The 21,297-nt window shown below is 64.3% G+C and carries 24 protein-coding genes; 15 read left to right on the forward strand and 9 right to left on the reverse strand.

Translation table 11 applies throughout. The features are described 5' to 3' along the window. Positions 1–795 precede the first annotated feature (795 nt). Positions 796–1,062 (reverse strand): 30S ribosomal protein S20, encoded by a 267-nt coding sequence (gene rpsT / locus GGD66_RS27295; protein WP_018319466.1) that lies wholly within the window; start codon positions 1,060–1,062, stop codon positions 796–798. Between the two features lie 378 nt (positions 1,063–1,440). Here rpsT and GGD66_RS27300 point away from each other — a divergent pair, with 378 nt between their 5' ends. The 3 genes from GGD66_RS27300 to GGD66_RS27310 all read left to right on the forward strand — a co-directional run bounded on the left by GGD66_RS27300 (position 1,441) and on the right by GGD66_RS27310 (position 3,598). Continuing rightward, positions 1,441–1,758, forward strand: a complete 318-nt coding sequence (locus GGD66_RS27300) for a hypothetical protein (RefSeq protein ID WP_018319467.1) — start codon at positions 1,441–1,443, stop codon at positions 1,756–1,758. Positions 1,759–1,931: 173 nt separating this feature from the next. Continuing rightward, on the forward strand, positions 1,932–2,588 hold the full coding sequence (gene msrA / locus GGD66_RS27305; protein ID WP_183259532.1) for a peptide-methionine (S)-S-oxide reductase MsrA: 657 nt from the start codon (positions 1,932–1,934) through the stop codon (positions 2,586–2,588). 266 nt (positions 2,589–2,854) lie between these two features. Continuing rightward, on the forward strand, positions 2,855–3,598 hold the full coding sequence (locus GGD66_RS27310; RefSeq protein ID WP_018319469.1) for a polysaccharide biosynthesis/export family protein: 744 nt from the start codon (positions 2,855–2,857) through the stop codon (positions 3,596–3,598). Position 3,599: 1 nt separating this feature from the next. Here GGD66_RS27310 and GGD66_RS27315 read toward each other — a convergent pair whose 3' ends face one another. The 4 genes from GGD66_RS27315 to GGD66_RS27330 all read right to left on the reverse strand — a co-directional run bounded on the left by GGD66_RS27315 (position 3,600) and on the right by GGD66_RS27330 (position 6,170). Then, positions 3,600–4,082: a hypothetical protein gene (locus GGD66_RS27315; RefSeq protein WP_183259533.1), complete on the reverse strand. Its 483-nt coding sequence runs from the start codon at positions 4,080–4,082 to the stop codon at positions 3,600–3,602. A gap of 123 nt (positions 4,083–4,205) precedes the next feature. After that, positions 4,206–4,877, reverse strand: a complete 672-nt coding sequence (locus GGD66_RS27320) for a dienelactone hydrolase family protein (protein ID WP_183259534.1) — start codon at positions 4,875–4,877, stop codon at positions 4,206–4,208. Positions 4,878–5,043: 166 nt separating this feature from the next. Then, positions 5,044–5,382: a hypothetical protein gene (locus GGD66_RS27325; protein ID WP_183259535.1), complete on the reverse strand. Its 339-nt coding sequence runs from the start codon at positions 5,380–5,382 to the stop codon at positions 5,044–5,046. A gap of 23 nt (positions 5,383–5,405) precedes the next feature. After that, positions 5,406–6,170, reverse strand: a complete 765-nt coding sequence (locus GGD66_RS27330) for an alpha/beta fold hydrolase (protein WP_183259536.1) — start codon at positions 6,168–6,170, stop codon at positions 5,406–5,408. Between the two features lie 365 nt (positions 6,171–6,535). Between GGD66_RS27330 and GGD66_RS27335 the strand changes: the two genes are divergently transcribed. The 3 genes from GGD66_RS27335 (at position 6,536) to GGD66_RS27345 (ending at position 10,874) form a co-directional block, all read left to right on the forward strand. Next, positions 6,536–7,027, forward strand: a complete 492-nt coding sequence (locus GGD66_RS27335; protein ID WP_183259537.1) for a (2Fe-2S)-binding protein — start codon at positions 6,536–6,538, stop codon at positions 7,025–7,027. Next, entirely contained in the window at positions 7,024–9,318 is a 2,295-nt protein-coding gene (locus tag GGD66_RS27340) for a molybdopterin cofactor-binding domain-containing protein (RefSeq protein WP_183259538.1), read from the forward strand. Before GGD66_RS27335 ends, GGD66_RS27340 begins: the two co-directional genes overlap by 4 nt. A gap of 461 nt (positions 9,319–9,779) precedes the next feature. Then, on the forward strand, positions 9,780–10,874 hold the full coding sequence (locus GGD66_RS27345) for an HD-GYP domain-containing protein (protein WP_092251531.1): 1,095 nt from the start codon (positions 9,780–9,782) through the stop codon (positions 10,872–10,874). A 120-nt stretch (positions 10,875–10,994) separates the two neighbouring features. Here GGD66_RS27345 and GGD66_RS27350 read toward each other — a convergent pair whose 3' ends face one another. After that, a complete protein-coding gene (locus GGD66_RS27350; protein WP_183259539.1) occupies positions 10,995–12,575 on the reverse strand; it encodes an AMP-binding protein in 1,581 nt (526 codons plus the stop codon). A gap of 131 nt (positions 12,576–12,706) precedes the next feature. Continuing rightward, on the reverse strand, positions 12,707–13,117 hold the full coding sequence (locus GGD66_RS27355) for a VOC family protein (protein ID WP_183259540.1): 411 nt from the start codon (positions 13,115–13,117) through the stop codon (positions 12,707–12,709). A gap of 125 nt (positions 13,118–13,242) precedes the next feature. Here GGD66_RS27355 and GGD66_RS27360 point away from each other — a divergent pair, with 125 nt between their 5' ends. Together GGD66_RS27360 and GGD66_RS27365 are read left to right on the forward strand one after the other, a co-directional pair. Further along, the gene (locus tag GGD66_RS27360) at positions 13,243–14,217 is read left to right on the forward strand and encodes a tripartite tricarboxylate transporter substrate binding protein (RefSeq protein WP_018319479.1); all 975 of its coding nucleotides are present in this window, start codon (positions 13,243–13,245) and stop codon (positions 14,215–14,217) included. Positions 14,218–14,366: 149 nt separating this feature from the next. Beyond that, positions 14,367–14,645, forward strand: a complete 279-nt coding sequence (locus GGD66_RS27365; protein ID WP_179732803.1) for a DUF3551 domain-containing protein — start codon at positions 14,367–14,369, stop codon at positions 14,643–14,645. Between the two features lie 12 nt (positions 14,646–14,657). Here the strand turns inward: GGD66_RS27365 and GGD66_RS27370 are convergent, their stop codons facing one another. Then, positions 14,658–15,905, reverse strand: coding sequence for a S1C family serine protease (locus tag GGD66_RS27370; RefSeq protein WP_183259541.1), 1,248 nt, complete (start codon positions 15,903–15,905; stop codon positions 14,658–14,660). Between the two features lie 194 nt (positions 15,906–16,099). On the opposite strand from GGD66_RS27370, the gene GGD66_RS27375 reads away from it, so the two are divergent. From GGD66_RS27375 to GGD66_RS27395, 5 genes are all read left to right on the forward strand, one after another. After that, positions 16,100–16,717: a hypothetical protein gene (locus tag GGD66_RS27375; protein WP_183259542.1), complete on the forward strand. Its 618-nt coding sequence runs from the start codon at positions 16,100–16,102 to the stop codon at positions 16,715–16,717. After that, positions 16,704–17,078: a transcriptional regulator gene (locus tag GGD66_RS27380; protein ID WP_026202187.1), complete on the forward strand. Its 375-nt coding sequence runs from the start codon at positions 16,704–16,706 to the stop codon at positions 17,076–17,078. Before GGD66_RS27375 ends, GGD66_RS27380 begins: the two co-directional genes overlap by 14 nt. Before the next feature lie 30 nt (positions 17,079–17,108). Continuing rightward, a complete protein-coding gene (locus GGD66_RS27385; RefSeq protein WP_092251535.1) occupies positions 17,109–17,849 on the forward strand; it encodes a di-trans,poly-cis-decaprenylcistransferase in 741 nt (246 codons plus the stop codon). A 122-nt stretch (positions 17,850–17,971) separates the two neighbouring features. After that, positions 17,972–18,508, forward strand: coding sequence for a GNAT family N-acetyltransferase (locus tag GGD66_RS27390; RefSeq protein ID WP_018319485.1), 537 nt, complete (start codon positions 17,972–17,974; stop codon positions 18,506–18,508). A 79-nt stretch (positions 18,509–18,587) separates the two neighbouring features. Continuing rightward, entirely contained in the window at positions 18,588–19,073 is a 486-nt protein-coding gene (locus GGD66_RS27395; RefSeq protein WP_018319486.1) for a Crp/Fnr family transcriptional regulator, read from the forward strand. Here GGD66_RS27395 and GGD66_RS27400 read toward each other — a convergent pair. After that, the gene (locus GGD66_RS27400; protein WP_183259543.1) at positions 19,012–19,839 is read right to left on the reverse strand and encodes a metallophosphoesterase; all 828 of its coding nucleotides are present in this window, start codon (positions 19,837–19,839) and stop codon (positions 19,012–19,014) included. The two genes, GGD66_RS27395 and GGD66_RS27400, sit on opposite strands and share 62 nt — an antisense overlap. A gap of 203 nt (positions 19,840–20,042) precedes the next feature. On the opposite strand from GGD66_RS27400, the gene GGD66_RS27405 reads away from it, so the two are divergent. Both GGD66_RS27405 and GGD66_RS27410 read left to right on the forward strand, forming a co-directional pair. After that, positions 20,043–20,729 (forward strand): DNA-3-methyladenine glycosylase I, encoded by a 687-nt coding sequence (locus GGD66_RS27405; RefSeq protein WP_183259623.1) that lies wholly within the window; start codon positions 20,043–20,045, stop codon positions 20,727–20,729. 200 nt (positions 20,730–20,929) lie between these two features. Then, a complete protein-coding gene (locus tag GGD66_RS27410) occupies positions 20,930–21,223 on the forward strand; it encodes a hypothetical protein (protein ID WP_018319488.1) in 294 nt (97 codons plus the stop codon). The last annotated feature ends 74 nt before the right edge of the window (positions 21,224–21,297 follow it).

The raw sequence follows: 21,297 nt of genomic DNA on the forward strand, positions 1-21,297 counted from the left end.
GATACGCAAGATCCCGCTAGGAGACATTCAGACAAAGAGATACCATTCCCATATTGCTATGGGTTTTTGATCCGACATTCGCTTTTTGAAGCGTCGCCTACGTGCACACCGCCGCCGATTTGCACGCTCGCCCCGTTTCCTAAACCGCGCTGGTCTGAAGATCGTGGGCGCCGCTGACGACTTAAGGAATACACTATGCGGAAAGACTCGCAACGAAATTGATTCACACTTGAGGCGTCAAAAAACTTGACCTCGGTTAACGCCGCGCGGGAGTTGTTCACAGGCTCGGAAGCAAGTTTTTGGATTCGTGCACAGAATCGAGAATGCCGGGCATCATGTGACAATTCTCCGTCACTGCTAAAAAAATTTTTACAAATTCGTCACGCGCCGGACGTGTCGGCGAATTTTCCAAATGCTTGCGGTCGCTATGTCGATAAGTGATTAGCGAGACATCGCTTTTTGAGTCTCGTTTCACAGGGTAACTCCAAGCCGTGCGCGTTCCGGTGAATCTACGGTGTGCAGAACTCTTGCGCGCGCGAATTCATCTTAGCCCCGCAGCACAGGGGTTTTTGCAACGCGGTGAAAGTTTCCACTGTTGCAAGTTACCGGCAGGTAGAACTACGGAACGAAGAATAGCGCAGGCGGTGCAAACCTTCCGATCGAAGATCGACTGTGGCGTGACCGGTTGCGTGAATATGACGGGCAACAAAAAAGCCCGGCGCGATGCCGGGCTGTTTGACGCATGCGATGTTCGATCGGATCGGCCGACCGATTGGTTCGCCGTTACCTGGCTCGTTACTTGGCGAGCTTGGCGATCTGCGCGGTGAGGCGCGAGACTTTGCGGCTGGCGTTGTTCTTGTGAATGATGTTGCGCTGGGCGGCGCGCATCAAGGCGGGCTCGGCATTCGCCAGCGCCTTCACGGCAGCGGCGCGGTCGCCGGTCGCGATGGCTTCTTCGACGTTACGCACGGCACCGCGCATCTGGGTGCGGCGCGACTTGTTGACGGCGGTGCGGCGGGCGATCTTGCGCGTCGCTTTCTTGGCGGAAGTGGTATTGGCCATGGTCTCAATATCCTTTGCGGGTACCGGTCGCGTCTTGGTCGGGTAGCGCCGGCTTGCTTGACCGCGGAATCGACGCTCGGATTTAGGGTGTTCGGTTGCTGGGCTGTCCCCGGAACATGAGGCCGCAAAGAGCTCTAAGCTCAAGGAGCCTGCAACTGCTCAAAGAACAGCGGCGGCAGGATTGCGCCCGCCGCCAGTTGGCGCCCTTATAGAGAGGGTCTTCGGCACCGTCAACGCTTTCCAGGCTGGAAAAGCGGCCCCCGGGGCCTTCCAGGGGCGTCGTAACGCCCTGAAGAGGTTGAATTTCTGCCGTCTCCCGGCTATTGGCTGGCGGCGTTTTGTCGGCTCCTCCGTTCGGACGACCATATAAGGTGAGGCATGATCCGCGGTTTTTTCCGACTGATTGGGCTGTTGCTGCTCGCTGGCGGGTTCATCTTCATGGTCTATGACGGTGCCCGCTGGGTGGCCGACCAGACCCTCAGATTCACCCGGTTCGGCCAGTTCTGGAACGACATCAATCAGGCCAGCCAAGCGGCATTCCGCACCTGGGTCGAGGCCAAGGCGCCCTGGCTCTGGACCTCGGTGATCCGCCTGCTGCTGGATCAGCCGGTGTTCGCCGTCCTCGGCATTCTCGGCATCCTGCTGATGATCCTGTTCCGGCCGCGGAAACCGCTGATCGGCTATTCCCGGGATTGATCTTCCCCCCCGGGATTGATCCTCAATTCCCGCCGGGATTGAGCGCTCGCCAGCCGCGCGGCGTAACAAGGCTGCCCACGCCAGCGTAGATCCCTATATTCCCACCTGATCGCGAGCACGCCGCCTGAACATCTGGCTCGGGCGACGGACGGCTCGTCTGCGGAGATCCAATCATGCTGTTCATGCGCAAGACCACCGCGTTGCCGAGCGCAGCCGAGGCGCTGCCCGGCCGTGCGCAAGCCATTCCGACCGCGACCTTCCATTTCGTCAACGGCAGCAAGCTCAAGCCGCCTTATCCCGCCGGCCTCGAGCAGGCCGTGTTCGGGCTCGGCTGCTTCTGGGGCGCCGAGCGCAAGTTCTGGCAGCTCGACGATGGCATCTACACCACCGCCGTCGGCTATGCCGGCGGCCACACGCCGAACCCGACCTATGAAGAGACCTGCTCGGGACGCACCGGTCACACCGAAGTGGTGCTGGTCGTGTTCGATCCGAACAGGATTTCTTACGAGACGCTGCTGAAGACGTTCTGGGAGAGCCACAACCCGACGCAGGGCATGCGTCAGGGCAACGATATCGGCACGCAATATCGTAGCGCGATCTATACCTATTCCGATGCGCAGAAGAAGGCGGCCGATGAGTCGAAGGCGCTCTATCAGAAGGCGCTCGCAGCCAAGGGCCTCGGTGCCATCACCACCGAGATCGCGCCATCAGGCGAATTCTATTTCGCCGAGGACTATCATCAGCAATATCTGGCGAAGAATCCCGCCGGCTATTGCGGCTTAGGGGGCACCGGCGTGTCCTGCCCGATCGGCGTCGGTGTGAGCGCGTAAGCGGCACGGCGTATCTTGCTTACCCTCCCCTGGAGGGGGAGGGTCGCTACGCATGCAGCGAAGCGGAATGCGTAGCGGGGTGGGGTGACAGTCTCTCCACATCCAGCAGCGCCCGAGTGGAGAGATCACCCCACCCCGCTCGCGCTGCGCGCGATCGACCCTCCCCCTCCAGGGGAGGGTGCGACGGTCACAGCCGCCCCGCTCAACGCTTTATTAACCATAACCGGTGCATCACTTAAGCCGTCTCGTTTCGAGGGATTGGTCCGGTGCCGGTTGCACGCGCGTTTCGATGGTCGATCTTGGCAGCGTCCCTGGCAGCGTCCGCCGCGCTGACCCTTGGCGGCTGCATGCAGACCGCCGGCCCCGTCGCGGTGATGCAGCCCCGCGCCGATCTCGATTCCATGGCCTATGGCCAGCCCTACAATGCGCCGCAACCGGTTGTCGTCGCCGACGGCGGCGGCGCCATCGGCGCGCTGCGCAATTCCTTTGCCTCTTCGCCCGCACCCATGCCGGTCGGTTACGCCGCGCCGATGGCGCCGGTGCGCTACGACGCCTCCTACCATCTCGACGCCGGCGACAAGCTCCGCGTCGTGGTCTACGGCCAGGAAGGTCTCACCAACAGCTACGCCATCGATGCGGGCGGCTCCATCACCATGCCGCTGATCGGCGCGGTGCCGGCCCGCGGCCGCACCACGGCGGGCCTTGCCGGCGAGATCGCCGCGCGCTTGCGCAATGGTTACATCCGCGAGCCCTCGGTCGCGGTCGAGATCGAGGCCTATCGCCCGTTCTTCATTCTCGGCGAAGTCACCGCGCCCGGCCAATATCCGTACGTGCCGAACATGACGGTCGAGAGCGCGGTCGCGATCGCCGGCGGCTTCTCGCCCCGCGCCAAACGCGACGTGGTCACCATCACGCACACCGAGAACGGCGGCTCCATGCGCGCCGTGGTGCCGCTCGGCACTCCCTTGAATCCCGGCGACACCGTGTTCGTCGGCGAGCGCTGGTTCTAGCTCACCGCCTGAAATCCAGCCGCCCCTCCGGAAAGCACCCGTCGATCCTGTTAGCGTCGACCACGCGCCCGACCCATGGCCGTGTGATCGCCGGCGTGGTCAGGTTGATATATTTTCCGACCAGCCGATCCGCGCCCTCGCGCGCGGCGTCGATCAGACCGTGCCGGCGGCCATTGTCCCAGTCGAAGCGCAGATAGATCCGGCTGCCCGTGATGCGCACTTCCGCGCGCCCTTGTTTCCACTTCTCCGCGGCGTCGCCGGCGATGGTCGGATCGGCGCCGCCATTCCAGCGGCTCGCCCAGCTGCCTTCGAGCGGATCGGATGGCGCCACGGTCGCTGTCCACGCCGCCGCATTGCCGTCCGCGGCGTCGCCAGCCAGCCTGGCCGTCGCGGCATAATCCATCACCTCGGAATCATCGGGTGAGGGGACATCCATGGTTCCGAACGGATTGCGGATGACGAGGTGCGTGATGTCTTGCTGCATGGCGATCTCCCGGCGTGAGTTGGCTTGATTGGCCAGCTCTATCTCCGGGCGGCAGGATGCGGCCACCCGATTTCCGCGAGCGGACGCAGCGTGGTTGTCACTCCTTGTGGAGAGAGTTCGTCCCTATTTCAAATGCTTCGCGAAAAAGTCCATGCTGCGCGGCCAGGCGATGTCGGCGCTGGCCTTGTCGTAGCTCGCGCGCTCGTCGCAATGGAAGCCGTGCTGGGCGCCCGGATAGACGAACACCTCCACGTCCGGCCGCTTCGACTTGATGGTCTCGACGTCGGTCAAGGGGATGCCCGCATCCTTCTCGCCGAAATGCAGTTGCGTCGGCACCTTCGGCGTCTCGTCGGCGAAGCGCACGACCGCGCCGCCGTAATAGCCGATCGCAGCCTTCAGTCCCGACAGCCGCGTCGCCGCGACAAAGGCGATGCTGCCGCCCAAGCAAAAGCCGATGATGCCCACCGGGCCCACGCTCTTCACCGCATCGATCGCGGCCTGGGTGTCGCGCAGCATCGCGGCCCAATCGGGGCTGGCGACGAACTTGCGCGCTTCGGCGACCTCATCGGGCGAATAGCCCGACTGGAAGCCCGGCGCGGTCCGGTCGAAGATCGAGGGCGCGATCGCGACATAGCCTTCCCCGGCGAGGCGGTCGCAGACCGAGCGGATGTGGTGATTGACGCCAAAGATCTCCTGGATCACCACCACCGCGCCCTTCGGCGTGCCACCGGGATCGGCGCGATAGGCGCCAAACTGGAAATTGTCGGAGGCCGTCAGCTTGATGTCTTGTCCCACGCGGGTTGTCCTTCTTGGTTGTCACGGAAATTCACTCTCTTCCCTCATCCTGAGGAGCGCGCTCTTCGCGCGCGTCCCGAAGGATGCAAGGCCGGGATGCAGCGGCGGGGGCCTTTCATCCTTCGAGACGCTTGCTGCGCAAGCTCCTCAGGATGAGAGGCCGCACCTATTCCCACATCCAGTTCTCGCCGTAATCCTCCTTCCATCCTGCCAGCCGTCCATGACGGAATTGCAGGAACAGGCGGTGGCGATAGGGGATCAAGCCGCTGCCGCCGATGTTGCGAAGCGCGAGATAGATCTCGTTGCCGGGACGCCCGCGCACATATTGCAGCGGCTGCCCAAGGGCGCGCGCGGTCTGCTCGGCATCCATGCCGAAGGCGAGCGGCGTGTTGTTCGACAAGGTCGTGACGAAGGGCTGGCGCGGCGGCACTGTGCCGAACGGTTCGGCCTGCGCTGCCGACAACAGCGCCGCCGTTGCGCCCGCCGCGAAGATCGCTCGCATCATGGTCGACGTCCTCATTGCCTAGCCTAGGCCGGCAAGTTCTTCAGGAAAGGCACGACCGCGTCAACAAAAGCCTTGGGCTGATCGATGTTGACGGCGTGGCCGGCCGCGGGGATCACGGCCTTTTGTGCGCCCGGGATTTTTGCGGCCATGTAATCGGACGCGGCGAGGAACGGCGTGTCGTCGGCGCCGACCACGATCAGGCAGGGCACCTTGATGTCGGGCAGCAGCTCGATCACGCGCGCATCCCGCTGGGTCAGCATGCCGCGTGCGGCGAGCGCCAACCCCCTGGCGTTGCGATGGCTGGCGGTAGCGCGCTCGCGCGTCGCCGACTTCAGCATGTCGAGACCATCGCGATCGAGCTTGTCGGCGGTGCCGAGCGCCCGCGCGTTCCAGGCCTCGCGGGCGTCGTCCTTCTTGAATCCGGGCCCGGTATCGATGATCAGCAGCGCACGGGCGGCTTGCGGATAGGTGCGATAGAACGCGAGCGACATGTAGCCGCCGAGCGAGAGGCCGCCGATGATGGCACGCTCAGCGCCGACCGCGTCGAGGATCGCCGCCATATCGCCGACCGTCAGCGCTTCGCTATAGGCGTTGGGATCATCGGGATAATCGGACTGGCCGTGGCCGCGCATGTCCCACAGGATCAGCGTGTGATCCTTCGCGAGCGCATCGACCTGCCCATGCCACATCGCCGACGTCGAGGAATAGCCGTGGGTGAGCAGCAATGGCGGACCGTTGCCGTGGACCTCGTAATAGATGTTGACACCGGCACGATTGATCTTTGGCATTGCTTCCGCCCCATTCTTTTTGTTCTAGCCGCGATCTCAGTGTTTCACCCTCCCCCTTCAGGGGAGGGTAAGGTTCGCGGTTGGCTGCATTCTACGTCGCCAAGTTACCTGGAAGAAACTGCCTGAACGCGATGGCACGCATGTCTGACGCACGCGCTATTGTGTCCAGTCGCTGCGTCGGCGTCGTTGGCGCGGCGCACAACGAGCAAGTCTAGAAACGGTTTTTTCGACTCGTTCCAAATTGCATTTGCCACGGCACCCGAACCCGATCATGCTCGCGGCCAAGGCTGACGCCAGCCCGGTGGGCGTCCGCCATTCAAGTTGCCGCCGTAAGCGGCTTCATGCACCGGCAGGGGAAGACGCCTATGCCAACTCTCACCATCAACGGGCGGAATCTGTCCGTGGATGCGGCGAACGACACGCCGCTCCTCTGGGCAATCCGCGAGCAATTGCAGATGACCGGCACCAAGTTCGGCTGCGGTGCCGGGTTGTGCGGGGCCTGCACCGTGCACGTCAACGGCGAAGCCGTGCGCTCGTGCCAGACCATGCTCAGTGATGTCGCCGGCAAGAAGATCACCACCATCGAAGGCCTCTCCGCCAAGGGCGATCATCCCTTGCAGAAGGCGTGGGTTGCCGAGCAGGTGCCGCAATGCGGCTACTGCCAGTCCGGGCAGATCATGCAGGCGGCCTCGCTGCTGTCGAAGAATCCCAATCCGACCAAGGAAGAGGTCGTCGCGCATATGGACGGCAATCTCTGCCGCTGCATGACCTATTCGCGGATCCAGAAGGCGATCATGCGCGCCGCATCCGAGATGCGCACCGCATCCGCCACCTCCACCGAACGGAGGCCCACATGAATCGGCACGTCAAGAACGTCACTCCCGCGACGACCGATCTCAGCCGCCGCTCCTTCCTCGTCGGCACCGCCGCAAGCGGCCTCGTGCTCGGCTATGCCGGCGTGCCCGGCATCGATTCAGCCTCGGCCGCGGCTCCCGCGAATTTCGAGCCGAGCGTCTGGTACGCGATCGCACCGGATGGTCTCGTCACCGTGACCTGCGGCAAGGCCGACATGGGCCAGCACATCGCCTCCACCATGGCCCAGATCGTCTGCGAGGAGTTGGGCGCGAAATGGAGCGACATGCGCGTGCAGCTCGCCTCCAACGATCCGAAGTTCAACGATCCTGTGCTCGGCGCGCAGATCACCGGCGGCAGCTGGTCGACCATGATGAACTTCGAGGCGATGAGCCGGGCGGGTGCGGCCGGCCGCATCGCGTTGACGGAGGCCGCCGCCGCCGCCATGGGACTGCCGCCCTACTTCAAGGACCAGCTCGTGGTCCGCGACTCCGTGATCTCGCATCCGAAGTCGAAGAAGCAGATGACCTTTGCCGAGATCGTCAAGAGCGGCAAGGCGACGAAAACCTTCACGCCGGACGAGTTGAAGTCGATCAAGCTGAAGACGCCGGACCAATACACCATGATCGGCGTGTCGGTGCCGCAGCTCGACATCCCCTCCAAGACCAACGGCACGGCCAAGTACGGCATCGACGTGATGTTGCCGGGCATGGCCTACGGCAAGGTGGTGACCCCGCCGGTACGCTTCGGCGCCACGGTGAAGTCGGTCGACGACAGCGACGCCAAGAAGGTGCCCGGCTTCATGAAGGCCGTCATCCTCGACGACAAGACCGGAACCACCTCCGGCTGGGTCGTCGCGGTCGCCAGCACCTACGCCAACGCGCGCAAGGCGGCGGATGCGCTGAAGATCGCCTATGACGGCGGTCCGAACGCAAAACTGTCGAGCCAGTCGCTGCTGGACGAGGCCAAGCGGCTTCAGGGCCTGGAGGATTCCGGCCAGTTCTTCGTCAAGGACGGCGATCCGAACGCGGCCTTCGGTTCGGCGGCCAAGGTGGTGGAAGCCGAGTACACCACCAGCATCAACATCCACGCGCCGCTGGAGCCGATGAACGCCACTGCGGAGTTCAAGGGCGACATCCTGCACATCTATTCCGGCAACCAGTTCGCGACGCGCTCCGGCGCGATCGCTGCGGGTGCGGCCGGGATCGATCCGAAGTTCGTCGTCATGCATCAGCATTGGCTCGGCGGCGGCTTTGGCCGCCGGCTCGATGCCGACATGATGATTCCCGCGGTGCAGGCGGCGAAGGCTGTCGGCAAGCCGGTCAAGGTGATCTACTCGCGCGAGAACGACATGACGATGGATTTCTCGCGTCCGCTCACCTACCAAAAGGTCAAGGCCGGCGTGGACGGCGACGGCAAGCTCGTCGCGCTCAGCCACGACGTGGTCTCGGCCTGGCCGACCGCGCGCTGGGGAATCCCCGATTTCCTGACGCCCTCGGTCGACAAGAAGGGTCCGCTCGACAGCTTCACGGTCAACGGCGCGGACTTCTTCTACACCGTGCCCAACCATTATGTGCGCGCGATCAAGAACGAGCTCGCGCACAATGCCACGCCGTCCGGCCAGCTCCGCTCGGTGGCGCCGGGTTGGACCTTCTGGGCGGTCGAAAGCATGATCGACGAGATCGCGGCTGCCACGGGCAAGGATCCCGCGCAGTTCCGCGTCTCGCTGCTCGACGGCGCCGGCAAGAACGACGGCGGCGCGCAGCGGCTGCGCAACACACTGCTCGCCGCGATGGGACTGTCGGGCTACGGCACCAGGCCATTGCCGAAAGGCGAGGGCATGGGGGTCGCCTGCGTCTCGTCGCAGGAGCGCGCGACTGCGAGCTGGACGGCGTGCGTCGCCCATGTCGCGGTGGCGCCGTCGGGTGCGGTCACCGTGAAGAAGCTCACGGTCGCAACCGACGTCGGCACGCAGGTGCATCCCGACAACATCCGCGCCCAGGTCGAGGGCGCGGCGCTGTGGGGCCTGTCGCTGGCGATGTACGAGAAGGCGACGCTGAAGGACGGTGGCATCGAGCAGACCAATTTCGATAGCTACACGCCCTTGCGCATGAGCCAGATGCCCGAGGTCGCGGTTACCGTGATCGCCAATGGCGAGAAGGCCACCGGCGTCGGCGAGCCCGCGGTCACCGTGGTCGCCCCCGCCATCGGCAACGCCATCTTCAACGCCTCAGGCGCCCGCGTGCGGGCACTGCCGATCACGGCGGAGGCCGTGAAGGCGAGCATGAAGGCGTAAGCCGAGCGCGATTGCAGAACGAGACGATCCGCCGGAGGGCAACCTCCGGCGGATTTGTTTTGGTGGCTGTCTCCCCAATCTCGATGTCATGCCCGCGAAGGCGGGGCATCCAGTACGTCGCGGCTTCTCGGTTCCGGCCGCACCGCCTCGGCGTACTGGGTCGCCCTGTCCCGGCTCCGCCGAGGCTCACACGAGTGGCTCGGCGCGCCGAAGCTTCAGCGAAGGCGGCAAGCCGGGCGATGACAGCGGGGGGAGCGCACTCAAAATTCCCCTTATCTTTCAATGCCCCTTCTACTGTGCATGGGGTTGTTTTCGCGATTTTTGCCGTTCCCCTTCCGGAACGGAAATCCGTAAAATTGCGCCTAATTCCACAAGGTTCCATTGAGCACGCCTCTTAAGGGCCGGAGAACCTGATCCGGCTTAGGCTGACGCCAAATCCAATCCCGTGCTTTGGGGAAGTCATGAACGCCTCAGCCAAAACCGCCGCCAAACGCCGGCTTCTGCTCGCCTCCGATCGGAGCGACGAGAGCACCGAGCTCGCCAGTATCCTGAAGGCGGTCGGCGATGTCTCGACGGTGACGACGCAGGGCATTCCCGAGCAGCCCTCACGCGATCTCTCCGGCCTCGTGGTCGATATCAACCTGCGCTCGCCCGAGAGCGTGCAGCGGGTGCGCAACAAGCTGCGCGGCGACGCCTATCGTTCGATGCCGCGGCTGTTCGTGCTTGCCGATGCCCTGCATCACGGCACCATGCAGGCCTGGGCGCTGGGCGCCACCGACACGATCTCGCGGCCGCTCCAGGCGGACGCCATCCTTCAGCGCATCCGCGCCGCCTTCCCGGACACCGCCGCCTATGACGCGACCGACCGCGGCAAGACGCTCAACCGCGGCGTCGAGGCGGCGCACGCGGTGCTGGCGAAGATGTTCGAGAAGCTGCCGCTCGGCGTGCCCCTGACCTTCGACGACGTGATCGCCGCCGAGAGCAAGATCCTGAAGGCGATCAAGCACTCCTCGCTGCGCGAATGGCTCACCACGGTGGGCTGCCACCATGTCGGCAGCTACCGGCACTGCCTGTTCGTCACCGGCTTCGCCGTCTCCTTCGCGCAGCACCTCGGCATGCGCGAGGACGACCAGCGCCGGTTGACCCGCGCTGCGCTGCTGCACGATGTCGGCAAGGCCTTCGTTCCCTCCGCGCTGCTCGACAAGCCCGGCAAGCTCACCGACGAGGAGATGGCCGAGGTCCGCCAGCATCCGCGCCGCGGCTATGACGCGCTCGCAGCGCAAGGCGGCTTCCCGCCGGAGATGCTCGACGTCGTGCTGCATCACCACGAATTCCTCGACGGCTCCGGCTATCCGAACGGCCTGTCGTCGAACCAGATCAGCGACATCGTCCGTTTGACGACGATCGTCGACATTTATGCCGCGCTGGTCGAGAAACGCGCTTACCGCATGCCCTTCACGCATTCCCGTGCGTTCGGGATGATGGAAGGCATGGGCGGCAAGCTCGATCAGCAGCTGCTGCAGGCGTTCAGGCCTGTGGCGCTGGGGTCGTTCTAACGCGACGTTCTCCGCTGCCGTAGGGTGGGCAAAGCGAAGCGTGCCCACCTCTCCAGGAACGTGGGCACGGCGCTGACGCGCCTTTGCCCACCCTACGGCAGTGTGCCGTTTGGCGACATCTCACCCCAACATCTTCCTCAGCTCCGCCTTCGCCACCTTCTCCAGCGTCGAGCGCGGCATGTCGTCGACGAGCCTGATCTCGCGCGGCACCTTGAAGTCGGCAAGGCCCTTGCGGCAGGCTTCCATGACGCGCGCGTGCAGATCTGGCGCAGCACCGGCGACGCCGCCTTGCGGGATGATGAAGACGACCGGTACCTCGTCCAGCATCGGATGCGACTTCGCCACCACGGCGGCCTCGCGCACGCCCGGCACCAGCGCAATCACCTGCTCGATCTCGGAGGCCGCGACGTTCTCGCCGCCGACCTTCAGCATGTCCTTGGCGCGGTCGCCGAACTTGATGGTGCCGTTCGCGAGTCGCTCGACGCGGTCGCCGGTGAGGAAGAAGCCGTGCGCGTCAAAGCTCTCGCGCGTCGCTTTCTCGTTGTGCAGATATTCGGCGAACAGCGACAGGCCGGGGATGCCCTTGATCGCGAGATTGCCGGTGTCGCCGACCTCGGTCGGCCGTCCCTCGTCGTCGGTGATGCGGATTTCATATTCCGGCGCCGCGCGGCCGATCGACATCGGTATGTTGGGCTGGTCGACCTCGCCGACGATGCCGTGGGTGATGGTCTCGGTCATGCCCCACCAGCCGATCATCTTGATCCCGAAGGCGGCAAAGGCCGGCGGCTCGTTGATCGCGGTGCCCCACAGGCGGAATTTGTGATCTCTCGGGATCTCCTGCTCGAGCAGCGCCTTCATGCAGAACGGAATCGTCGAGGTCCAGGTCGCGCCGTGCTCGCGCGCGACGCCCCAGAACCGGCTCGCGGAGAAGCGCGGCTGGATCACGCAGGTGGCGCCGACCCACAGCGTTGCCAGCATGGAGTAGGCGAGGGCATTGGTGTGGAACAGCGGCAGATAGGTCTGGTGCACGTCGCTGGCGTGCAGGTCCTCGTGCGCGGCGTTGATCTTGGCGCCCCACAGCGCGTTGGCATGGGTCCACAGCACGGCCTTGGGGCGCGAGGTCGTGCCCGAGGTGTACTGCACGCTGCACGGCGCCAGCGGATCGGCCACGCGCCTGGGGCGGTCGGCACTGTCGGCGAACAGGGATTCAAAACTGTCGCCGCGCGAGACGCCGTGCGCGGGCGCTGCGCCCGCATCATGCGAGGTCACTGCCATCCAGCTTATGTTGCGGCAGTTCTGCGCGACAATCTCCGCATAGGCTGGCTGCGTGATCGCGGCGACCGCGCCGCAATGATCGGCAAAATACGCGATCTCGGCCGGCGCCGAGCGGGTGTTGGTGGTGACCGCAATGGCTCCTAACTCGACACAGGCAAACCAGGCGAGCAGCGCTTCGATGCAATTATCCAGATGAATGAGCACATATTCGCCCGGCTTGACGCCGCGCCGTGCCAGCCCTGCCGCGAGCGCGCCGACCCGCTCGTGAAATTCGCCATAGCTCCAGCGCTGCGCCGGCGCATCGAACGGCGCCCAGATCAGGAACGGATGGTCACGCCGGACCTCGGCGCGCATCCTCAAGAGCCAGGGCACGTCGAGCCCGTCGAATGGGCCGACGATCCCGGCTGCGGTCTGTTGAAGTGGCATGGATCCTCCCCGTGCAGCCTGCATCTTGATGGCGGCTGTCTTCTGATGATTGCGTCTTCCTGCCATCGGACGGCGCCGGGCGCAAATCGGGATGAGTGCATCGTACCTTGTGAGACGCGCGCACTCTCTCCTCAATCCCCGTACGACGAGATCTCGATCAGGCTGCCGTCCGGATCCCGGCAATAGACCGAGCGCAGCGTGCCGCGCGCACCCTGCTTGGGAACCGGGCCTTCCTCGATCGCGATGCCGTGTGCCTGCAAATGCGCCACCACCTCGTCGGGCGCGGCGGAGGTGAGGAAGCAGAGGTCCTCGCTGCCGGCGGTCGCCTGGTCGGCGGTAAACCACTCCACCTTGTCGGCGTCGCGCGGCCGGACGTTGATCTTCTGGTTACCAAAGCGAAGCGAAGTCCGCGGCGCTTTGCCGCCGCCGGGATCGAACACCTTGACTTCCATGCCGAGAATTCTGCGGTACCACTCCGCGCTGGCCGCGACATCGGCGACGTTGATTACGAGATGATCGAGGGCCTCGACTTTAACAGGCATGTCTTATCCTTTCGTCGTGATGCGCCCCGTGCACTTTCCGCGCTCCGCAAGCTTTGTTACAACCCCACCGACGCCGGGTTCAAGCAATCTGGCTTCAAGAACAACACGTTGGGAGAACCCTTGAGATGATCACTCGCCGTACCGCGCTGGGCCTGCTCGCCGCCAGTCCGCTTGCAGCCACCCCGCTGTCGAAGGCTTTTGCCGCCGATTATCCGGCCCGCCCGGTGAAATGGGTGGTCGGCTATCCGCCGGGCGGGGCCACCGACATTCTGGCGCGGCTGATCGGCCAGCGCCTGTCGGAAAAGCTCGGCCAGCAATTCGTGATCGAGAACAAGCCGGGTGCCGGCAACAACATCGCCACCGAATCGGTCATCAATGCCGAGCCCGACGGCTACACGCTGCAGCTGGTCAATCCGGCCAACTACATCAACGCCTCGCTCTACACCAATCTGAAGTTCAACTTCGTGCGCGACATGGCGCCGGTCGCCTCGTTCCAACGCGTGCCGAACGTGATGACCGTCAACAAGGACGTGCCGGCCAAGAACGTCGCCGAGTTCATCGAATACGTGAAGGCCAATCCGGGCAAGGTCAACATGGCCTCGTCCGGCAACGGCACCTCGGTGCATCTGTCCGGCGAGATGTTCATGGCCATGACCGGCTGCAAGATGCAGCACGTGCCCTATCGCGGCGCCGCGCCCGCGATCACCGACATGCTCGCCGGCCAGGTGCAGGTGATCTTCGACAACATGCCTTCGATCATCCAGCACATCCGCTCCGGCTCGCTTCGCGCCATCGGCGTCACCACCACGGAACGCTCGGCGCAGCTGCCTGACGTGCAGCCGATCGCCGACACCGTCAAGGGCTATGAGGCCAGCGCACTGTTCGGCATGGGCGCGCCGAAGAACACGCCGAAGGAGATCATCGCCAAGCTCAACGCTGAGGTCAACGCGGTGATCAAGGAGCCCGACATGGCCAAGCGTCTGGTCGAGCTCGGCGGCGAGCCGCGGGTGCAGACCCCCGAGGCGTTTGGCGAGGAGATCAAGGCCGAGACCGAGAAGTGGAAGAAGGTCGTCGAGTTCGCCGGCCTGAAGGTCGAGTAGCGGCCTTGTGATCGTGAGGATAGGAGCCCTGCCGTTTGGCAGGGCTTTTTTCTTGCGTGCCTCGTTTCGTTGATCTGGAATAAAACCGCGTTGCGAAACCTGATAATAGATGGCGCCGTATCTCGGGCCAGCTAGAGAGGAGTTGGATCATGCGCAAGAAGCAATTGATGCTGCTGACGTTCAGCGCGGCGGTCCTCGCGGGTTTCGCCACCGTCACGCCCGCGGCTGCGCGCGACTATCCATGGTGCGCCCAGGGCGGTGACTATGATTATCCCGGCGAATGCGCCTACGCTACCTACGAACAATGCCAGGCCAGCGTGTCTGGCCGGCTCTTGTACTGCGATCGCAATCCGCGCTTCGCCTACGGCCAGGGGCTGCCGGCGCAACCGCGGCCGCCGCGGCGCGTGCGGCCCGTCGCTCCGTACTGAGGGTAGAGCGGTTTACCGCTTCGCATCCGCCTGTTCCGTGCCGGTACACGAGATCAGCATCGTGTAGGCGCGGGCGTTGGCGGCGATGTCGGCTGTCTTCAGTTCGCCCTTGGGCTCTGCGGTCTGGTAGGGCACCACGGAGTTGTCGAGGAAGTCGCGCAACGCGCCGGTCTTGATGGCAAAGTTGATATTCTCCGTCAGCTGCCCGGTCTCCTTGATCATCCTGAGCGCGTTGAGCTTGGCAACGACGATGCCGGCGACCTGGCCGGACAAGTCGAACAAGGGGCCCCCACTGTTGCCCGCTTGAACAGCCGCGCTGATCTGCAAACGTCCGGTGTGATTGCGGAAGCCGCTGAGTGAGCTGACGATTCCCGTCGTCACGGTCAGGTCGGAGGAGAGATAGCCGTGCAGCGGGAAGCCGATGGCCACCACTGAATCGCCGGAGTGCATCGAGCGGTCCCGGATCTTCGCAAAATCCTTGAACACTGCTGTCGCCGGCGCCTGCAGCAGCGCGAGATCGTTTGTCGCGTCGCTGGAGACGACGCGCAGAACCATCGCGGCCTCGCCGGCAAGATTGCCCTTGATGTCTCCGGTGCAGCTATCGATCACGTGACTGTTGGTGACGACATGCCCGTTGGGACTGACCACAAAACCAGTGCCGGTGAAGGTTCCAGTTCGTCCCGGCTTGGCGGGAGGCGCACCTTGCTTGTCGCCGGCCACTGCGGGCTTCGCCGCAACCTTGGTGAAGTCGCCGGCCCTGTCGAGCCCGTCGGCTTTCACCTTGCTCACGCAATTGGCCAATGCCGCGATCACCGGCCCGGTCGATGTCAGGTCGAAATTCAGCACGGTGCGGCCGCTGGTTGCGACCATCAGGCTTGCCTTCTGAAACGTACGCACCACGTTGGCGGGCATGACCGCCGTGAGCATGTTCGGCTGATTGGCCGTGGCGAACAGTCTCGCCTGCTCCTGTCCGTCGAAGATGACGTCGATCGCGGCGTTCTCACCTTGCTTGAAGCGGTAGCTCGGGCTCGCAAAGGCCAGCGACCAGGTGCCGACAGCGTTGTAGCCGACAACCAGGATAACGCCGTTGAGGTAAGGCGTCGTCGCGGCGCAATGGGAGAAGGCACCGGTCTGGTCGTTGCTGAAGGCGCCGCCGATCCAGTTGCCGACATTGACGCTGCCGAACGGTCCCGCCGCATTAGCGGCTCCGGCGATACCTATTTGCAATAGAGATGCGAGAATAAATGACTTAAGCCACATACCAGCCCCCGGACGCTTTTGGACCGCATCTTATCTACGGGAGCCGGGCGTGCGCAACCGGCAGTTGTCTGTGCCGGCGGAATCCTGTCGCGGCGACTTTCAGGCTTGCGTTTGCTTTGCAATGCCATATACTTTGCATTACAAAGTAACGGGATGAGCAATCCCGGAAGCACGGGCGGAGCGAGGTTCTGGCGTTGCGCGATCTCGACAAGGCACTGGCCGACATCGTGGCGATCCGCAGCCAGATTGCGGCCGGCACGGCATTCCGCGGCTATGGCCCCGCGACGATGGCCGCGACCGGCGCTGTCGCGCTGCTCACCGCGATCCTGCAATTCTGGCTGCTGGGCGATCCCAACAGCGAGCCGCTCGGCTTCTTCTTCGGTTGGTTCGTTGCCGCCGCGCTGTCCGGCCTGATCATCGGGATCGAGATGCGCGCGCGTTCGCACCGCCATCATTCGGGTCTGGCCGACGCCATGATCCACCAGGCGGTCGAGCAGTTTCTGCCGGCGGGCGTTGCCGGTGTGCTGCTCGCGGTGGTGATGTGGAAGTTCGCGGGCGAGACGCTGTGGCTGCTTCCGGGCCTGTGGCAGATCCTGGTGTCGCTCGGCATCTTCGCTTCCGTCCGCTCGCTGCCGCGCACCGTCGCGCTCGCCGGCGCCTGGTATTTCGTGTCCGGCTTCGCCGTGGTGGTGCTCGCGAGCCAGACGCGCACGCTGTCGCCATGGACCATGGGCCTGCCCTTCGTGATCGGGCAGTCGGTGATGGCGGGCATTCTCTATGTCGCATCTGGAGACCATGATGTTGAAGGCTGACAGCGCGCCTTTCTCCTATGAAGGGCTCGACCGCGTGATCCACGAGAAGGCGAGGCTCGGGCTTCTGACCTCGTTGATGGCGCATCCCAAGGGGTTGGCATTCGCCGACCTCAAGCAGCTGTGCGGCCTCACCGACGGCAATCTCAGCCGGCATCTCGGCGTGCTGCAGGAGGCCGGCCTCGTCGAGGTAACCAAGGGCTACGAGGGCAACCGCCCGCACACCACCTGCCGCCTCACCAAGGCCGGGCGCCGCCGTTTCCTCGACTATCTCGCCGTGCTCGAACGCCTGGTGCGCGACGCTGCGAAAGCCGCCGGCCGCGAGGCGCCGCCGCTCGGCCGCCTCGGTATCGTCTCGACCTGATCCTCCCCCTTTTTGACCGGAGACTTTGCAATGCAAAGTGACCTTGCGTCCCGCAACGAAAAGCTTCATGTCGGCATCATCATGGACGGCAACGGACGATGGGCGACGCGGCGGGGCCTGTCGCGCGTTCGCGGCCACGAGGCCGGCGTCGAAACCATCCGCCGCATCGTCGAGGCCGCGCCAAAACAGGGCATCGGCACGCTGACTCTCTACGCCTTCTCGACCGACAATTGGCGGAGACCAAAGGCCGAGGTCGCGGCGCTGATGACCCTGCTGCGCTTCTATCTCGCCAACGAGGTGCAGAGCCTGGTCAAGAACGGCGTGCGCCTCACCGTGATCGGCCGCCGCGACCGCTTGCCTGACGGCATCGCCAATGCGATCACACGAGCCGAAGACGCGACAGTTGAAGGCTCAACGCTGCACCTGCGTATCGCCGTCGACTATTCCGCGCGTGATGCCATCCTCAATGCCGCGGCGAAGGCGGCCGCGCTGACGAGCCTCACCCGCGAAGCCTTCTCACAGCTCGTCACCGGCGAAGCCGGCCTGCGCGACGTCGATCTCATCATCCGCACCTCGGGCGAGAAGCGACTGTCAGACTTCCTGCTCTGGGAAGGCGCCTATGCCGAGCTGCACTTCACCGAGCGGATGTGGCCTGAATTCGACGCCAGCGATCTCGCCGCCGCCCTGGCCTCCTTCCACGGCCGCGAGCGCCGCTTCGGCGGCCTTCAGGCGATCGTGCCCGAGGAGGTGCCTTCGCTCTCCCGTGTGTGACGCGCGGCACATGAAAACGAGCTGTTCGTTTTCATCCGTATGATTGGCAGCTCCGTCCAAGCGGACGGTGAGCGGCCTCGGCTAGGTCTGCAAGTCCCAGCAACCTGCCGAGAGCATCACGCATGTCACAGCTGTTTCCGGGAGCCGTCGTCGAGCCGGTCGAACTGGCCGACGCAAACGGCATGGTCTGCATCAGGACCGCGAGCGCATCCGACGTGGAGAATCTGTCGGTCTATTTCACCGGCCTTTCCACGACATCGCGCAACAAGCGCTTCAGTGGTGCGCGTTCCGACCTCGGTGTGGTCGCGGCCGAATGCATCGCCAAGAGCGGCGGTCTCGACAACTTCACCTTGCTCGCCGAGCTCAGGGAGGAGGGACGGGGCAGGATCATCGGCGAAGCGCTATACGCATACGATGCGACGGCCCGGCACGGCGAATTTGCGATCTCGGTTGCCGATGCCTTCCAGCGCATGGGGCTCGGCCTTCAGATGATGACGGCGATGGAAACGCGCGCGATTGATCTCGGGCATGAGATGATCGCTGCCGAGACCGCGCGGGCGAATGCTGAGATGCGCGGCCTCGCCAGGAAAGCGGGATTCAACGATACCGGGCTCGGAGACTGGCAGTCGGTTCATCTCGCCAAGCGCCTGTCGCGCTAGCGGGGGTCTTGCCGGAAATTTGAGCAAGCAGGCGATGCCGATCGTGCTCTACTGTCTCCCGTGATCGGAGCTTTCAGCGATGCGCGCAGTCTTGGACTATTGCCGCGGCGGAACGGAACGGCAGGTGGCGGCCGGCACGTTGATCGTCACGGAGGGTGGCACCAGCGGCCATCTCTACGTGCTGATGAAGGGCAGGCTCGAGGTGCTTAAGGGCGAGATGGTGGTCGCCACCGTCGCCGAGCCAGGCGCGGTGCTGGGTGAAATGTCCGTGCTGCTCGAGCAGCCGCATACCGCAACGGTGCGGGCCTGCACCGACGCGGTCATCTACGAATTCGAGGATGCTGCATCGGTTCTCAGGCAGGAGCCGGGCGTCGCGCTGTTGATCGCGCGGATGCTGGCACAGCGGCTCAACGTCGCCAACACCTATCTCGCCGATCTCAAGCGGCAATATGCCGGTCACGGCACGCATCTGGCCATGGTTGGCGAAGTGCTCCAGAGCATGATCAACTTGCCGCCGCTTGAGGTCTCGCCAGGGTCGGATCGGCAATCCGATCCAAGAATGTGAGCCAGTCGGGCGGCGCCTCGATAGGGGCAGCGGGCCGCTTCAGCGGCGCGCCGAGGTCGATCCATTGGGCTTCGCCAGCCGCGAGCCAGAACGCCTGGTCTGCGTCGAGGTCCAGCACGATGCAGGTCGGTGGCCGGCCCGGCTGCAGTCCGGCGTTGAACACCCAGGTCTCGCCCAGCCGGTCGAACCACGAGCCGTCCTTGATGAAAGGCGACTGATGCACATGACCCGAGATCACCATCGAAGGCTGGTACTGCGTGATCCATTGCGCCAGCTCGACATCGCCGAAGAAGCGCTTGCCGCCCCAGCTGGTCGGTGAATCGGCCGGTGGCGCGTGATGTGCCCAGATCCAACGCCGCGGCCGGAGGGCCGCAGCGTCTCCGAGCTGTGTGGCGATGAGCTGCTTAATTTGTGGTCCGTCCCACCACGGGCAAACCGTCAACAGCGTGTCGCCGATGGTGAAGCTGTCGCCGTCACAGGCAATGCCCAGCTCCCGCACCTCCGAGATCCAGCGCGAGATCTTCTCGCCTTCTGCACTGCGCTCGTCGAGGTCGTGATTGCCCGAGCAGAGGATCACGCGCGTCTTCGCGGCAAGCAGCGCGAGGTACCTCTTCACGACCACGATCTGCGCGCGAAAATCCACCGTTGAGCCGATGTCGAGCGCATCGCCGGCGAAGATCACTAGGTCGAATTGCGGCGCCGCGCTGACCAGCCAGTCGAACTGGGGCAGCGAATAGTGCAGGTCGGCGACGACCAGGCAGCGCATCGAAATCCGTTCGGAGCAGGTTGAAATGTCTGGAAATTCCAAAAATCACGAAGCAAGAAGCAGGCCAGCTCGGCCGGTCCTTCCGGCCAGGCAACAGGCGAAGGCATGCGCCGGCCCGGCGCGCCGCCGAGACCCGGCGCCGCAGGGCTGGACCGGATCGCCGAATTCTGATGTCGTGGCGTGCCCTCAATTGCCCGTGTCAGATGCCCCCCTTCAAGACCATTCGCGCCCGCGCCGAGAAACGCAAGGGCGGACCCAAGGCCCTGGAAAAGCTGATGCCGGCGAAGCCCGACCTGAAGCGTCTGGCGAAGCTCGGCGACGATCGCATCCTGGCGGAGATGACGAAGCGTGTATTCTGCGCCGGCTTTGCCTGGAGCGTGATCGAGACGAAATGGGACGGATTTGAAGATGCTTTCCTGCGTTTCCAGCCGGCCAAGCTCAGCTTCCAGCCCGAGGATTATTGGGAAGGCCTGCTGCGCGATGCGCGCATCGTGCGCAATGGTGCCAAGATCATGTCGGTGCGCGACAACGCTGCCTTCGTGCAGGAGATCGCGAAGGACCACGGCAGCTTCGGCAAGTTTCTGGCGAAGTGGCCGTCGTCCGACGAGATCGGCCTGCTCGATCTCATGACCAAGCGCGGCAGCCGGCTCGGCGGCAATACCGGGCAGATGCTGCTGCGCTTCGTCGGGTGGGACGGTTTTGTGACCTCCGCAGACGTGGTGGCTTGCCTGCGCGATGCCGGTCTCGACATTGCCGAAGAGGTCAAGTCGAAGCGGGATCTCGCCAAGGTGCAGGCGCAGTTCAATGCCTGGGCCGAGGAGACCGGCCTGCCCTACACATATCTGTCACGCATCTGCGCGCTCTCGGTCGGTGAAAGCCGCAGCGCGTAGCAGGTCCCCCGATAAATCGTGTGCATCCTGTGGCGATCTCGTGCCGCGAGCGCGGCAGATGCAGCGCCCGATCACGAAATACATTTCTCGGGAACATTTGAGCGCAGCACCTGTTCGGAGTCGAGCCAGGCGGACAAAGGCGCAGGGAACGCGTGCTCCCGCCCTGGCCAACGAAACCGGACACAGAAACGGAGCAGCTCATGAAGCTCACATCCGAACAGGTGAAGCAGACCGTCAACCAACTCGGCGCTCAGGTGCTGCCCGACGAACACCCGGCCATGCCGCAACTCAACAGCATGTTCGGCGAGCATACCTTCTTCGTCGACGAAATGGGCCTCAAGGTCCTCGAGCCCACACCATCGCTCGGTGCCGACCGCCAGAGCGGCGAAGTCGTCAGCCTCGCCGATTGGGGCGATTCCGACCTGACGCGCCTGATGGCGCACGAGCCCGAGCCGACCGGCGTGATCGTGGTGTTCGAGCACGTGAGGCATTGATTGCCCCGAGCGGGTCGAATTCCATCGGTGACGGGGCCTGAAAATCCCGTCACCATCGGCCGCGTGCCGCCTTG

This window comes from Bradyrhizobium sp. CIR48 (assembly GCF_014198315.1).
Lineage (GTDB): Bacteria > Pseudomonadota > Alphaproteobacteria > Rhizobiales > Xanthobacteraceae > Bradyrhizobium.